General features: G+C 67.4%; 12 protein-coding genes. 5 read left to right on the top strand and 7 right to left on the bottom strand.

Going from position 1 to position 14,472, the window contains the following annotated elements; all coding sequences use genetic code 11:
• The first annotated feature begins 27 nt into the window (after window positions 1-27).
• From AC3A6P_RS04105 to AC3A6P_RS04090, 4 genes are all read left to right on the top strand, one after another.
• On the top strand, window positions 28-2,331 hold the full coding sequence (locus tag AC3A6P_RS04105; RefSeq protein ID WP_487688721.1) for a carbon starvation CstA family protein: 2,304 nt from the start codon (window positions 28-30) through the stop codon (window positions 2,329-2,331).
• Complete coding sequence (locus tag AC3A6P_RS04100; protein WP_487688718.1) at window positions 2,277-2,489, top strand: YbdD/YjiX family protein; 213 nt, start codon at window positions 2,277-2,279, stop codon at window positions 2,487-2,489. The genes AC3A6P_RS04105 and AC3A6P_RS04100 overlap by 55 nt, the downstream gene beginning before the upstream one ends.
• 18 nt (window positions 2,490-2,507) lie before the next feature.
• Window positions 2,508-3,434 carry a hypothetical protein gene (locus tag AC3A6P_RS04095; protein ID WP_487688715.1) on the top strand — a complete coding sequence of 309 codons (927 nt, stop codon included), beginning with the start codon at window positions 2,508-2,510 and terminating at the stop codon, window positions 3,432-3,434.
• Window positions 3,435-3,571: 137 nt separating this feature from the next.
• Window positions 3,572-4,972: a DEAD/DEAH box helicase gene (locus tag AC3A6P_RS04090; protein ID WP_487688712.1), complete on the top strand. Its 1,401-nt coding sequence runs from the start codon at window positions 3,572-3,574 to the stop codon at window positions 4,970-4,972.
• 4 nt (window positions 4,973-4,976) lie between these two features.
• On the opposite strand, the gene AC3A6P_RS04085 is transcribed toward AC3A6P_RS04090, so the two are convergent.
• Together AC3A6P_RS04085 and AC3A6P_RS04080 are read right to left on the bottom strand one after the other, a co-directional pair.
• The gene (locus tag AC3A6P_RS04085) at window positions 4,977-5,609 is read right to left on the bottom strand and encodes a hypothetical protein (protein ID WP_487688709.1); all 633 of its coding nucleotides are present in this window, start codon (window positions 5,607-5,609) and stop codon (window positions 4,977-4,979) included.
• Between the two features lie 127 nt (window positions 5,610-5,736).
• A complete protein-coding gene (locus AC3A6P_RS04080) occupies window positions 5,737-6,960 on the bottom strand; it encodes an MFS transporter (RefSeq protein WP_487688707.1) in 1,224 nt (407 codons plus the stop codon).
• 335 nt (window positions 6,961-7,295) lie between these two features.
• On the opposite strand from AC3A6P_RS04080, the gene AC3A6P_RS04075 reads away from it, so the two are divergent.
• A complete protein-coding gene (locus tag AC3A6P_RS04075) occupies window positions 7,296-8,414 on the top strand; it encodes an ROK family protein (protein WP_487688705.1) in 1,119 nt (372 codons plus the stop codon).
• 15 nt (window positions 8,415-8,429) lie between these two features.
• Here AC3A6P_RS04075 and AC3A6P_RS04070 read toward each other — a convergent pair whose 3' ends face one another.
• The 5 genes from AC3A6P_RS04070 to AC3A6P_RS04050 form a co-directional block, all read right to left on the bottom strand.
• On the bottom strand, window positions 8,430-10,394 hold the full coding sequence (locus tag AC3A6P_RS04070) for an HNH endonuclease signature motif containing protein (RefSeq protein WP_487688703.1): 1,965 nt from the start codon (window positions 10,392-10,394) through the stop codon (window positions 8,430-8,432).
• A 144-nt stretch (window positions 10,395-10,538) separates the two neighbouring features.
• A complete protein-coding gene (locus AC3A6P_RS04065; RefSeq protein WP_487688700.1) occupies window positions 10,539-11,516 on the bottom strand; it encodes a 2-hydroxyacid dehydrogenase in 978 nt (325 codons plus the stop codon).
• Complete coding sequence (gudD, locus tag AC3A6P_RS04060; RefSeq protein ID WP_487688698.1) at window positions 11,513-12,859, bottom strand: glucarate dehydratase; 1,347 nt, start codon at window positions 12,857-12,859, stop codon at window positions 11,513-11,515. The genes AC3A6P_RS04065 and gudD overlap by 4 nt, the downstream gene beginning before the upstream one ends.
• Before the next feature lie 23 nt (window positions 12,860-12,882).
• Window positions 12,883-13,698, bottom strand: coding sequence for an IclR family transcriptional regulator (locus AC3A6P_RS04055; protein WP_487688695.1), 816 nt, complete (start codon window positions 13,696-13,698; stop codon window positions 12,883-12,885).
• Window positions 13,699-13,737: 39 nt separating this feature from the next.
• A complete protein-coding gene (locus AC3A6P_RS04050; protein WP_487688692.1) occupies window positions 13,738-14,460 on the bottom strand; it encodes a sulfite exporter TauE/SafE family protein in 723 nt (240 codons plus the stop codon).
• Window positions 14,461-14,472 lie beyond the last annotated feature (12 nt).

Here is a 14,472-nt window from a genome sequence, read left to right as displayed (position 1 = left end):
CGCGGCGCCAATGGAAGACTCAGGGATATGGCTTCATCTTCTGCAGCGTCGCAGGGCCGCGTCGTCACCGAAGAGCAGCACGACGGTGACATCACCTATCTCCGCACCGACAAGGACTCACCGCCGGTCGCGATCATCGACAGGTCGCCGATCACGGGCAAACACAAAGCGATCTTCGGGATCGTCGCGCTGGTGGGTGCGGTCGCATGGGCGGTGATCGCCTTCTTCCGCGGTGAGACGGTCAACGCCGTCTGGTTCGTGATCGCGGCCATCTGCACCTATGTCATCGGATTCCGTTTCTACGCACGGCTTATCGAGATGAAGATCGTGCGGCCCCGCGACGAGCAGGCCACCCCGGCCGAGGTCTTCGAGAACGGCACCGACTACATGCCGACCGACCGGCGGGTGTTGTTCGGGCATCATTTCGCCGCGATCGCCGGCGCCGGCCCGCTGGTGGGCCCCGTGCTGGCCACCCAAATGGGTTATCTGCCAGGGACCATCTGGATCATCATCGGCGCGGTGGTGGCCGGCTGTGTGCAGGACTACCTGGTGCTGGCCATCTCGACGCGCCGCCGCGGCCGGTCGTTGGGCCAGATGGCGCGCGACGAGTTGGGCGCCGTCGGTGGCGCCGCGGCGATCGTCGGCGTCCTGGTCATCATGGTGATCCTGCTGGCGGTACTGGCGCTGGTGGTGGTCAACGCGCTCTCCGAGAGTCCGTGGGGTGTGTTCTCCATCGCGATGACGATCCCGATCGCCATCTTCATGGGGCTCTATCTGCGCTTCCTGCGGCCCGGGCGGGTGTCGGAGGTTTCGCTGATCGGGGTGGCGCTGCTGCTGCTCGCGGTGGTGGCCGGCGGCTGGGTGGCCGAAACGGATTGGGGTACAGAGTGGTTCACCCTGTCGAAGGTGACGCTGTCGTGGTGCATCATCATCTACGGTTTGGCGGCCTCGGTTCTCCCGGTCTGGCTGCTGCTGGCGCCGCGCGACTATCTGTCGACGTTCATGAAGGTCGGCACCATCGTCCTGCTGGCCATCGGCATCGTGCTGGCCAGGCCCGTCATGGAGGCGCCGGCCATCTCCTCGTTCGCCGCCAGCGGCACCGGCCCGGTGTTCGCCGGGTCGCTGTTCCCGTTCCTGTTCATCACGATCGCGTGCGGGGCGCTGTCGGGTTTCCATTCGCTGATCTCCTCCGGCACCACCCCGAAGCTGCTGGAGAAGGAAAGCCAGATGCGCTTGATCGGCTACGGCGGCATGCTCACCGAGTCGTTCGTCGCGATCATGGCCTTGATCACCGCGTGCATCCTCAACCAGCATCTGTACTTCGTGATGAACGCGCCGGCGGCGCAGACCGGGACGACGGCGCAGACCGCCGCCGAGTACGTCAACGGGCTCGGCCTGTCCGGGGCACCCATCACTCCTGCGGAGATCGACGATGCTGCGGCGAGTGTCGGTGAGAATTCGATCATCTCGCGCACCGGTGGCGCACCGACGCTGGCGTTCGGGATATCGGAAGTGCTGCATCAGGTCTTCGGCGGTCAGGCGCTCAAGGCGTTCTGGTACCACTTCGCGATCATGTTCGAGGCACTGTTCATCCTCACCACCGTCGACGCCGGCACCCGGGTGGCCCGTTTCATGCTCTCCGACGGCCTCGGCAATCTGGGTGGGCCGCTGAAGAAGCTGCGCAATCCCAGTTGGCGGGTGGGCGCCTGGATCTGCAGCGTCGTCGTTGTCGCCGCCTGGGGGTCGATCCTGCTGATGGGTGTCACGGACCCCCTTGGCGGAATCAACACCCTCTTCCCGCTGTTCGGTATCGCCAATCAGCTGCTGGCCGCCATGGCACTGACCCTGGTGACCGTCGTCGTGATCAAGAAGGGCTATCTCAAGTGGGCGTGGATCCCCGGGGCGCCGCTGTTGTGGGATCTGGTGGTGACGCTCACCGCGTCGTGGCAGAAGATCTTCTCCGGCGACCCGAAAGTGGGCTACTGGACCCAGCATTTCCAGTACCGCAACGCCAGGGATTCCGGTGAGACCGCCTTCGGCGCGGCCAAGGACGCCGGCCAACTCGATGCCGTCATCCGCAACACGTTCATCCAGGGCAGTCTGTCGATCATCTTCGCCGTGCTCGTGGTCATCGTCTTCATCGCGGGTGTCGTCGCCGCACTCCAGGCAATCCGGGGCGGTGGCCGGCCCCTCACCGAGGACGATCCGGTACCGTCACGGATCTTCGCTCCGTCCGGCATGATTCCCACCCACGCCGAGAAGGAGGTGCAGAAGCAATGGGACGCGCGAACCGAACCGCACGCCAGATCGGTTGGTATTGCTCCAGGTTGACGTGGTTCTGGTCATCGTTGATGGGTGACAACCACTACCGTCGCTATGTCGAACACCGCACCCGGACACATCCCGGCGAACCGGTGATCGACGAGCGTGAGTACTGGCGGATGCGGCACGCCGCCGCGGAATCGAACCCCGGTTCCCGCTGCTGCTGACGGCACGGGATGTCGGCGTTGCGTGCTTTGGGCCTCGTCGGCGACGAGGTGTGGACCTACCGGTACCTGCGCATCGGCCTGGCCGGTGCGGTGGCGTTTCTGGCGGTGTCGGTGGTCGGCACCACCGTGTCCACGGGCCGGTGGCAGCCCTCCATCAGCGCGTACTACTTCACCATCTCGCACGCTGCCTTCATCGGCGCGCTGTGCGCGGTCGGTCTCGGCCTGATCGCCTACCAGGGCAGCACGGCCACCGAGGACGTCCTTCTCAACTCCGCGGGATTCCTGGCGTTCGTCGTCGCTCTGGTGCCGACGTCCAGACCACCGTGTGACGGTGCGCCGGCCACGTGTGGGCAGTGGCTTCCGGATTATGAGGACGCAACGGCCGCGGTTCCGAACAATCTTGTTGCGCTCGTGGTGGCAACCGGCGTCGGGATCGCGTTCTACGTGACCGTCTGGGTGATGAACCCCGCCCCGCAGACCCGGTGGCCCGCCCCGCGACCTCCCGGTTGGTGGGCCTGGCTCGCCCGCCTGGCGCAGGCCGCCTTCGTCGCGGTCGGCCTCATCGTGCTGTGGCGCTGGCCGGCGGTGTTCTACACGTGGGCTCACGACGCGGCCGCGATCGCGATGTTCGTCGCGATCATCCTCGTGGTGGCCCACTACGCCTGGTACTCCGCGAGGCGGCCGAAGCCACACGATGCCCCACCCCGCCGCATCACCCAGGCCTACCTGGTGATCGTCGGAGTCATGACCAGTGCCCTGCTGCTGGCGATGGTGCTGCAGCCCGGCGGTTTGGTCCTGATCGTCGAAGCCATTCTGGTCACCGGGTTCGCGGCGTTCTGGTGTGTACAGACCGTCGATCTGTGGGAGAACGAGGACAAATACTGCCGGATTGGTCACACCCGGTCATCGCGACGCAGGTCGCGAGACCAGGGTGCGGTAAGCTGACCTCACACGCTGGCAGCGCACACGCGCACACCAGTACGTCGCTGAACGAGCGCGCCGAGACCTTCTCGCCACCGCCATGGTGGATTCGCGCAATTGAAACCGGCTCCTTTCGCGGCGAACGACATTGCCCACCGGCAATGTCGCCACCGATGCCCGAAAGGCACTCCTTGACTTCCCCTGTGAACTCCCCCGACGTGACCTTCGCCGACCTCGGCGTATCCGATCAGCTGGTCCGCGTCCTCGCGAACCGCGGTATCACGCAACCCTTCCCGATCCAGTCCAAGACATTGCCGGACACCCTTGCCGGGCGTGACGTCCTGGGGCGCGGAAAGACCGGTAGCGGAAAGACTTTGGCGTTCTCGCTGCCGCTGGCCAGCCGGCTCACGGGCACCCGTACCAGGGCGGCCCGACCGGCGGGCCTCGTGCTGGCACCCACCCGTGAGCTCGCTACACAGATCACCGCCTCGCTGGAACCGCTGGCCGCCGCCAACGGCCTGACCGTCACCACCATCTTCGGTGGTGTGTCGCAGAACCGCCAGGTCAGTGCCCTGCGGTCAGGTGTCGATATCGTCGTGGCCTGCCCGGGCCGCCTCGAGGATCTGATGCGCCAGCGCGAGATCAGCCTCGACGCTGTGGAAGTCACGGTGATCGACGAGGCCGACCACATGGCCGACCTGGGCTTCCTGCCGGGTGTCACCCGCATTCTGGCCGCCACCCCGGCCGGCGGCCAGCGCCTGCTGTTCTCCGCCACCCTCGACAACGGGGTGGACAAGTTGGTCAACCGCTTCCTCAACGAACCGGTGCTGCACTCGATCGACGAGGCCAACTCGCCGGTGGCGGCCATGACGCATCACGTTTTCCACGTCGCGGGCGTCGAGGCCAAGAAGAAGCTGGTACACCAGCTGGCCTCGGGCACGGGCCGCCGAATCCTGTTCATGCGCACCAAGCATCAGGCGCGCAAGCTGGCCAAGCAGCTCACCGACGCGGGCGTGCCATCAGTTGACCTGCACGGCAACCTGTCTCAGCCCGCCCGTGACCGCAACCTCGCCGCCTTCAGCTCGGGCGAAGCCAGGGTGCTCGTCGCCACCGACATCGCCGCTCGCGGTGTGCACGTCGACGATGTGGAACTGGTGGTGCACGTCGATCCTCCGATGGAGCACAAGGCGTACCTGCACCGCTCGGGCCGCACCGCACGCGCGGGCAGCGCGGGCGATGTGGTGACACTGGTGCTGCCCGAACAGCGCAGGGACACCCAGGCCCTGTTGCGTAAGGCCGGAATCACCGTCAAACCGCAAGACGTGCATGCTGATTCAGAGTCGGTGCAGACACTGGTCGGCGAAGTCGCGCCGTATCAGGCGCCCGCGCCCAAGGTGGCGCAGGCCCCGACTCAGGCGCGCCCGGCTCGCAACCGTGGTACCGGCAACGGGTCTCGCCGTGGCGGACAGCCCGGCGGTCGCCGCGGCCAGTCCAGCAGCCGGTCCAGCGGCAACCGCAGCCAGCATGGCGGCAACAGCCGCAACGCCGCACGCAGCCGCTAGACGGTTACGAGGCTCGGGCCAGGTCCGTCACATCGAGGCGGACCGCCCTCTGGCGGTGTTCGGCAACGAAGCTGTCGGCGAACGTCTCGATCGGGCAGTCACGTAACCCCACATCGAGCCGCGCGACCGGCAGTTCGTCCGGCGCAGCCGATTCGGGCCCGTGAAGCGCGGCCCAGCCGAGACCGTCACGCTCATGGGGGTAGGTGACCACCACGGCATCGCCGGGAGCCATCTGATCGAGCACCGTGGCCACCGGGTCTTCGGGTTCGGCCAGCACCACCACCGCTTCGACGCCGTGGCCGGCCGCCGAACCGAGGTAGGCCCGCACCTGGTCCTGGAGCTCACCGGGGGTGAGCAGACGCTGCAGGAACATCCGGTCGGTGAGTCTGTCGCGGTGCACCGCACCGACCTTGCTGCGAACCCAGATACCGGCGACTTTCGCTTCGACGTGCTCGACCACCGGCGGTAGGTCATACCGTTCGACGTTCAGCAGCTCGGTCAGCTCCGCGCGATAGGACGTGCGGGCTTGCGCCAGGGTTTCCGCAGTGCCGGCACACTGGCCGGGCATCGAACGGTAACTGATGACGGGTTGACCTTCGGGTGCCGTCCGATAGACGACATTTTCAGTAACAGCCATGACTACCTCGCAGGGACGACTTTCAGGAGTTCGAACCCCTTGCCCCGCAGGGTCAGGGTGAACTTTCTACCGGGCAGGAACAACTCCACCCGGGTGCGTTCGACACTTGACTGGTTTCCGCATCGGTTCACGCGGAGACCTCCTTTCCTTTGCGCTGCACCACCATCGCGAGGGTGAGCACCACGAGAGCACTTGCCGCCAGCATCGCGCCCGCGGCGGCCGGGGCGGTATAGCCAAAGCCGGCGGCGATCACCAGGCCACCGATCCAGGCACCCGCGGCGTTGGCGACGTTGAGCGCCGAGTGGTTGAGCGCGGCGGCCAGCGTCTGCGCGTCGGCGGCGACATCCATCAACCGGGTCTGCAACGCCGGCCCCACGGCCGCACCGCTGGCGGCGATCCCGAAGAGCAGCACCAAAGCAGTGAACGGGTTGTGCGCGGCAAGCACAAAGAGCACCAGCATGATTCCGAGCGAGGTGATGGTCACGTACAGGCTGCGGATCACCGACTTGTCGGCCATCCGGCCGCCGACGATGTTGCCCACCACCATGCCGGCACCGAACACCATGAGCGCCAACGGAACCAGGTTCCGTGACATGCCGGCGACATCGGTCATGGTGGTGGCGACGTAGGTGTAGACGGCGAACATGCCGCCGAAACCGATCATTCCGACGGCCAGGGCCAACAGGACCTGCGGCCGCTTCAACGCCGCGAGTTCGGTGAGCGGGCTGCTTATGCGGTCGGACCCGATCTCGGGCAGCCAGGCCCAGATCGCGACGAGAGTGACCAGACCGATGAGCACCACCAGCGCGAAGGCGCTGCGCCACCCGAGCGCCTGGCCGAGCCAGGACGCGATCGGCACACCGACGACCGTGGCCACGGTGAGGCCGGTCATCACCTGAGCGACGGCTTTGGCACGCCGCGACGGTCCGAGCATGCGAGCGGCCACCAGCGCGGCCACGCCGAAGTAGGCGCCGTGCGGCAGGCCGGCGACGAAGCGGGCAGCCACCAACGTCTCGTAGTTGGGCGCCACGACGGTCGCGAGGTTGCCGAGGGTGAACACCGTCATCAGGCTCAGCAGCAGAACCCGGCGCGAGAGCCGGGTGGTCAGCGCGGCGATCACTGGGGCGCCGATCACCACGCCGAGCGCATAGGCCGAGATGACGTGGCCTGCCACCGGTTCGGAGATGTTCATCCCGGTTGCGATGTCCGGCAGCAGTCCCATCGCCACGAACTCGGTGGTCCCGATGCCGAAACCGCCGAGGGCCAGCGCGAACACCGCGAGCCGGAGCACGGGTGGCGGTGGCGCGACCACGGCAGTGGTCACCGACGGGCGGGGGGCAGTGAGAGTCACGGTCAGCTTTCGTGTGCGGCGGGTCGCAGCGCAGGCCGGTCGGCCCGTTCTACGACGTCGTGGTGGCACTCGCCGCATTGCAGAGCGCCTCGTCGTGGTTGAGCCTATCGAGACTTTCGGCGCGCATCCAATCGACTTTGGTCTTTTTGCGGACAAAGTGATGATCATTACAACCCTTGCTGATCATTTGTTCAGCTTGTTTAGATGGATGTCACCGCCCTTTCACGCACCACTTCGACAAGGAGCATCGGACTATCCGCAGGTCGAAAACCGGATCACGGTCCCCAGGAACGCCGGCGAGCGCCGGCGAGATCTTCGCGTTGATCCGCGACTCAGTGGCCACCACCCGAAGCGACATCCGCGCCATCACCGGCCTGTCCCGCACCGCCGTGGCCGCCCGCGTCGCCGAACTGACCGACTACGGCCTGGTGGTGGAGCGGCAGGAAGGCCTGTCGACCGGCGGCCGCCCCCCTACGCTCCTGGCGTTCAACGAGGACGCCGGTGTGGTCCTGGCCGCGGCGATCGGCCGCAGCCGCACCCACCTGTCGGTGTGCAATCTCGCGGGCCGCATGCTGGCGGTCACCGATATCGACGAACACGTCGGTGTAGGTCCCGACGAACTGATGCCGCAACTGGTCAAGAGACTCGAGGCCTTGGTGACCGACGCCGGCCGGCAGCCCTCGGCTGTCCTCGGGGTGGGCGTGAGCCTGCCGGGCACCGTGGACCAGCAACGCGGGTGCAGTCTGGACTCCCCTGTGATGAGCGGCTGGGACGGTGTGCCACTGGCACCGTACTTCCAAGATCTGACCGCTGCTCCGGTGCTGGTGGACAACGATGCGAACGTGATGGCGCTGGCTGAACGCCATGGCGATTTCCGGGGTATGGATGATCTGCTGTTGCTGAAGATCTCCACCGGCCTGGGCGCCGGACTGATCTGCGGCGGTGTGTTACAGCGCGGCGCGGTGGGCGCGGCCGGCGAGTTCGGCCACAACAAGACCTCGGCCGCCGACGGGCTACCGTGTCGTTGCGGTGACGCGGGCTGCCTCGAGGCCGTCGCCAGCGGGTGGGCGCTGGTGCGCGCCTTGAGCGAGCAGGGCCACGACGTGAGCCATCTGCGTGACGTGGTGGAGCTGGCCAACCGCGGTGACGCCGAGGCGCGCCGCCTCATCCGGGAAAGCGGCAGGCACGTCGGGGAAGTGGTGGCCCCCCTGGTCAACCTGCTCAACCCCGGTGTGGTGGTGATCGGAGGCGACATGATGGGCGCGTACGACCTCCTAGTGGCCGGACTGCGAGAAGCGTTGTACGGCAACGCGACCGCGCTGGCCACCCGCACCCTGCAGGTGGTTCCCGCCACGCACGGCGAGCGGTCCTCGGTAGCCGGCAGCGCCGCACTGATACTCGACACGATTCTCGACGCCGATGCCATCGACGCGGCGCTGCACGCCCGCCGCTAGTACGCCAACCCTGGCTCAGAAGGGCGGTGGGTCGTTGGGGTCGGCCCTTTGGGTGTGGTATCCGAAGAAAAGGCGGTAGCCCCAGTCGTCTTTGGGGGCGGCCGCGCGGCGGGTGGGGGTGCCACCGCTGGCGCGGTGGGCAGCGTTGAGTGCGCGCTCTGCGGCGATGCGGTAGGCGCGGTCTTTGGCTTTACTGCGTTTTCGTTTCGGCATCTTCACCGACTTGTCGGCGGCCGCCTCTTTTCTCGGGCTGCCCCGCTGCACCGGCGCCGAGCTGGTGTTCACCCCCGGGAACAGGATGCGACTCAACGGGATACTGGTGTAGGTGTGGCCGGTGGGCGTGGTGAAGAGGACGGTGCCATCTGGCTGTTGGACTTCCGACCAGCCGTCGCGGAAGGTCTTGATCAGGTGGTGATGGCGGCAGTCGCCCTTGAGGTTGGAGGCATGGGTGGGCCCGCCCTCGCCCCAGGGGACGGTGTGATCGAGGTCGGCGTCGCGGATGGGTCGATCGCACCCCGGAACCCGGCAGGTCAGGTCACGGGCTTGTACGAATTCGCGGTCCGCGGCGCGGACGCGGTAGCTCTCGGTCGGATCGACCGCCGGGGCCTTGATGTGCCGGACTTCGGCGCCGGCGGCGATCAGGGCCGCGATCAACGCATTCGGCACCACCCCGTAGCCGGGGATGAACCCCGGCGCCGTGCCAGTCTTGGGAGCCGGTGGGGCAGAAATGGTTTCGTCAGCCGCTGGCGTTGTCGCAGCAGCGGGCTCTGACTCGGGCTCATCCGTCTCGGTTACCGCCGCGCCTGCGTGAGTGGTTTCGCCGGCGGTAGGAGCCGCGCAGTGCCGCGGCGGAGAGGAGTGCGGCTGCTGGCCGGAGTCGGGTCCGGTTTCGGCGGCGGTCCCCTGACCGTCGTGATCGGTGTCGGTCTGTGCGTTCGGGCTCGGCTCGTCGGGCGGATCGGCGGCCTCGGACTGGTCGACGTTCGCAGGTACAGTCTTCTCTCCCACCTCGGCCTCGGCCTCGGTCTCGGCGGCAGCGGCCGCGGGCTTGGTGTCCTTGGTGGGGTATGTGATGGTCACGTTCGTGGGGCCGGAGGGGAACACCCCTTCGCCGTGGATCAGCGGATCGGGATCACCCTCCAGCGCAGGGGCGTCTGCGTAGATGTGCACCACGAACCGCGAGGCCACCCCGTCCTCGGCGGCCGCGGGGCAGATCTCCGAGCCGCACAGGCATTTCAGGTGATCGGCATCAGCGCCCAAAGCTTCGGCGGCATCGGCGAGCCGCTGGTCCAGCGTGCGGGGATCATTGGGGCACACCGCTTTGGCCATGGTACGCAGTTTGCCCATCAGCAACGCCCCGCCGGGTTTGGTCAACCGCAACGTGAGGGTGGTGATGCCGGCCTTGTCATCGGTGTGCTCCACCGTGACCCCACGCCCGCGCACCGTGTTACGCACCCGCCGCACCGCATCCGGGTCGAAGCGCTCGACCCACACATCGACGGCGTTCTTCAACTTGTAGTACGACAGCCCACTCCACCCGCACGTGGTGGCAGCCTCGACGCACGCGGAATCAATGGCCGCCAGCGCCTCCTCGTCGACCACCAAGAACGTGCGTTCCACCACGGTGCACATCACCCGCGCTGAGATCTCCCCGCGATGGAACAGGGCGGCGAGTTGGGGGAAGCGTTCCCGCATCGCCGCGCCGACCTGCAGATCGTTGAACGCCCAGCGCGCCGAGATGCCGAACGCGATCCCCATCTGGGCCACCACATCGTCTTCGGCGTCGATGGCACACAAACCGGCGTCCTCGTCCTCGGCGGCGTCGGCCAGGAACACCGCTGCCCATTCGGCCAGCGCCGCCAACCGCTGTGCTTCCGCGGCGGCGGCCACCCGAGCCCAGCTCACCGCGGCATCGACGACCGGGGCGGCAGCACTGCCACCTCGCAACTCGTCGATCATCGTCGGCAACTGGGGGAACATGCCCCGACCATACCGACCACCACCGACAAAAAACCTTCACCAAAAGGTAAGCTGCAGAACGCTTTTACTGTCGCTCAATTGTCGCGCCCAGGCGGGCACAATCACTCGAGCAGGCCCCGATTGGCGGTCGGAGCCTCCTTCTGACTAGCGGTTCACCACATTGCGCAGCGGCTCGCCGCGGTCGAGTCGCACGATGTTGGCGGCGATGTCGTCGACCCGGCCCCGGAAGGTGTCCCGGGTGACGCCGGAGGAATGCGGGGTCATCAACACGTTGGGCAGCTCCGCGAACGGCAGCCTGCTGGGCTCGCCGCGACCGTCCGGACCCGGGTAGGTGTACCAGACATCAATGGCCGCAGCGGCGATCACGTTGTCACGCAGCGCACCGTAGAGGTCAGCTTCCACCACCAGCGGACCACGACCGACATTGATCAGCACCCCGGCAGGCCCGAGCGCACGCAACTGGGGCGCCCCGATCATCCCGGTGGTCGCCTCCGTCAACGGCGCGGACACCACCACGATGTCCGACTCGGCCATCAGCCGCTCCAGCGACGAGGTGTCAGCCGCCCACTGCAGGCCGTACTCCCCCGCATCCACCCGGCCCGAACCGGTCACCGCGGCCCCGGTGGCACCGAACGCCCGGAACAACTTCCAGGCACGCTGCCCGATGTGGCCGAACCCGACGAATCCCACTCGCGCATCGCTCAATGTGGCCGGCTGGGCGATACCGGCGTCGTACACCGACGTCGCCCACCGGCCCTGTCGCAGGGCTCGGTCCTGGGCCAGGAAGTCACGGCGCAGCACAACGGCCGCCGCCACGATGTACTCCGCGATGGACGCCTCGTGATGAAAGGTGTTGGCCACCAGCACCCCCGATGCCAACGCCGCGAAATCCACCTTGTCGGTCCCGGCGCCGGCGACGTGGATCAACCGCAGCTTCTCCGCGGCAGCGGCCAACTCGGCACCGAACCACCCACCCACGTAGACATCAGCGTCGCGTACGTCCTCGAACAGGTCCTGCGGACTACAGCCGATACGCCAGCACACCTCGAATGACGACGGTAACGCCGCCTCCAGCTGGGGACGGTGCGGCACCAGATTCACGTCGGCGACAACGATTTTCATCGGTCGAGTGCCGGACGCTTGCTGTCGAACGTCCATCCCGGCACCAGATACTGCATCGCCAGTGCGTCGTCGCGGGCGCCGAGGCCTTCCTTCTGATACAGCTCGTGCGCGGCGGCCACGGCCTCTTCGTCGAGCTCGACGCCGAGACCCGGCCGCTCGGGCACGGTCAGGTAACCGTCGACGATGTCGTAGGGCTCCTTGGTGATCCGCTGGCCGTCCTGCCAGATCCAGTGCGTGTCGATGGCGGTGATCTCCCCCGGTGCGGCCGCGGCCACATGGGTGAACATCGCGAGCGAGACGTCGAAGTGGTTGTTGGAGTGCGATCCCCAGGTCAGCCCCCACGCGTCGCAGAGCTGAGCCACCCGAACCGAGCCGTTCATGGTCCAGAAGTGCGGGTCGGCCAGTGGGATGTCGACGGCGCCGGAGCGGATCGCATGGCCCATCTCACGCCAGTCGGTGGCGATCATGTTCGTCGCCGTGGGTAACCCGGTGGCGCGTTTGAACTCCGACATCACCTCACGACCGGAGAATCCGCCTTCGGGCCCCACCGGATCCTCGGCGTAGGCCAACACATCGGCCAGGCCGCGGCAGGTGCGAATGGCATCGGCCAGCAGCCAACCACCATTGGGGTCCAGGGTGATCCGGGCATCCGGGAACCGCTGCGCCAGAGCGGTGACGGCCGCGGCCTCGTCAGCGGCGGGCAGCACGCCGCCTTTGAGCTTGAAATCCGCGAACCCATAACGCTCATAGGCCGCCTCCGCCAGCCGCACCACACCTTCCGGGGTGAGCGCCTCCTCGTGCCGGACCCGCAGCCACGCATCCGCGGAGTCGGGCTCATCCTCCGGCGACAAATAGGCCAGGTCGGTCTTGGTGCGGTCGCCGACGAAGAACAGATAGCCCAGCGCCTGCACCTTGCTGCGCTGTTGACCATCGCCCAGCAGCGCCGCCACCGGCACCTCGAGATACTGGCCCAGCAGGTCGAGCAGCGCCGATTCCACGGCCGTCACCGCGTGCACGGCGATCCGCAGGTCGAAGGTCTGTGCGCCGCGGCCGCCGGTGTCGCGGTCGGCGAAGGCCGTGCGCATGGCGGCCAGCACCGCGTGGTAGTCGCCGACGGTGTTGCCCACCACCAGGCTTCGCGCGTCCTCCAGGGTGCGACGGATCGGTTCGCCGCCGGGCACCTCACCGACACCGGTGCGGCCATCGGAATCGGTGAGGATCACCAGGTTCCGGGTGAAGTACGGCGCGTGGGCGCCGCTGAGGTTGAGCAGCATGCTGTCGTGTCCCGCGATGGGGATCACCGTCATGTCACTGACAACCGGGGTGCGTTTGGCAGAACTCATCGTCGAACCTTCATCTCTTGTCGTCATGACGCAAACCATTTGTCACCGTTGGCCACCGGCCGCACCACGCGGGACACCTTGTCGCACACGGTGTGCAGGGCCTGCACGATCTCGGCTTCCCGTTCTGCCGTGAGCCGTGACAACGGCACCGATGCGCTGATCGCATCCTGGGCCGGATGGGTGTAGCGCAGCGTGACCGCGAAACAACGCACCCCGACGGTGTTCTCCTGGTTGTCGGTGGCGTGCCCGCGGATCCGGACCTCTTCCAGGGTCTCCTGCAGTACCGCGGGATCGGTGATCGTGTGCGGCGTCAGGGAGGTCAGCGCGGCCGGGATGTGGGCGGCGCGGTCCGCGCCCACCCGCTCGGCGAGCAGCGCCTTGCCGAGCGCGGTGGTGTATGCAGGTAGTCGGCGGCCCACCCGGTTCGCATTGCGCAGGTACTGTTTCGACTCCCGCGTGGCCAGGTACACCACATCGGTGCCGTCGAGGCGCCCGAGGTGGAAGGTCTCGTCCAGCTCGGCGCGCAGTTCGTCGAGGAACGGGGTGATCAACGGGAGGTACGGGTCGCTGTCGAGGTAACTCGTGCCCACCAGCAGCGCCCGCATGCCGATGCCGTACTGCGTGCCCGACTCGTCACAGCGCACCCAGCCCTGCCCCATCAGCGTTCTGAGCAACGCGTGGGTACTGCTGCGCGGCATGTCCAGGGCCGCGCAGATCTCGCGGATCCGGGCCGGGTTGTCCTGGCGGCCGGCCAGATACTCGAGCAGTTCGACCGTGCGGACGGCCGACTTGACCTTGCGTACGTTGACATCACTGTCGTCCGCGGCGTCTTCAGACACTTTCATCTCCTCCCACGTCCTGCCACTCCGAAGCCCGACTCACAGCAGCTGGCGGACGATCAGCACCACCGCGCCTGTCGCCGACACCCCGATGGCCAACCACCTGAGCCGTGCCGGGTCCAGGAACCGGTTCACATACCTCGACAGCACATAGCCGACCACCGTGGCCGGCGCCAGCACCGCGAACGTCATCAGCGTGTGGGAGCTCACCGCGCCGGTGAACCACAACGCCGCCAACGACATCAACGAACCGACCAGGAAGAAGCCGCTCATCGTGCCGCGAAGCCGCGCACCGCTGTTGCCCTGCCACACCAGCGCCATCGGCGGACCACCGATGGAGGTGGCGGTCCCCAGCAGCCCGGAGGTTGCGCCCGCGAGCACGACATTGCGACGCCGCGGTGCCGGCACCCACCCGGCAGTGGTCAGCACGACGCCCAGCAGCACCACCGCGGCCAGCATCACGGCCAACCCTTTCTCCGGCAGGGCGGCCAGCAGCAGCGCGCCGGCGATGGTGCCCGGCACCCGGCCGACCAACGCCCACTTCGTCCCGCTCAAGTCGATGGCCGCGCGTTCCCGCACCGACACGATGAGGGTGACGAAGGTGGCCAGCATGATCAACGTGCCGGGAATCAGGGCGGGGTCGACGATGGCGACGACGGGGGCTGCCAGCATTCCCATGCCGAAGCCGATCGATGCCTGCAGGCACGAGGCCAACAGCACCGCCACCGCCACCACGGCGAAACCCGCTGCCGTCGTGGTCATTGGCGCGCATCA

This window comes from Mycobacterium sp. Soil_C_30, from assembly GCF_057656995.1.
The sequence above is the reverse complement of the archived record's forward strand: the minus strand, read 5'-3'. Positions and strand labels throughout refer to the sequence as shown.

Bases quoted from the DNA above. Each gene is read 5' to 3' on its own strand.
- AC3A6P_RS04105 (WP_487688721.1), top strand. From the start codon at position 28: ATGGCTTCATCTTCTGCAGCGTCGCAGGGCCGCGTCGTCACCGAAGAG.
- AC3A6P_RS04085 (WP_487688709.1), bottom strand. From the start codon at position 5,609: ATGGCTGTTACTGAAAATGTCGTCTATCGGACGGCACCCGAAGGTCAA.
- AC3A6P_RS04100 (WP_487688718.1), top strand. From the start codon at position 2,277: ATGGGACGCGCGAACCGAACCGCACGCCAGATCGGTTGGTATTGCTCC.
- AC3A6P_RS04070 (WP_487688703.1), bottom strand. From the start codon at position 10,394: ATGTTCCCCCAGTTGCCGACGATGATCGACGAGTTGCGAGGTGGCAGT.
- gudD (WP_487688698.1), bottom strand. From the start codon at position 12,859: ATGAGTTCTGCCAAACGCACCCCGGTTGTCAGTGACATGACGGTGATC.
- AC3A6P_RS04050 (WP_487688692.1), bottom strand. From the start codon at position 14,460: ATGACCACGACGGCAGCGGGTTTCGCCGTGGTGGCGGTGGCGGTGCTG.
- AC3A6P_RS04090 (WP_487688712.1), top strand. From the start codon at position 3,572: ATGTCGCCACCGATGCCCGAAAGGCACTCCTTGACTTCCCCTGTGAAC.
- AC3A6P_RS04065 (WP_487688700.1), bottom strand. From the start codon at position 11,516: ATGAAAATCGTTGTCGCCGACGTGAATCTGGTGCCGCACCGTCCCCAG.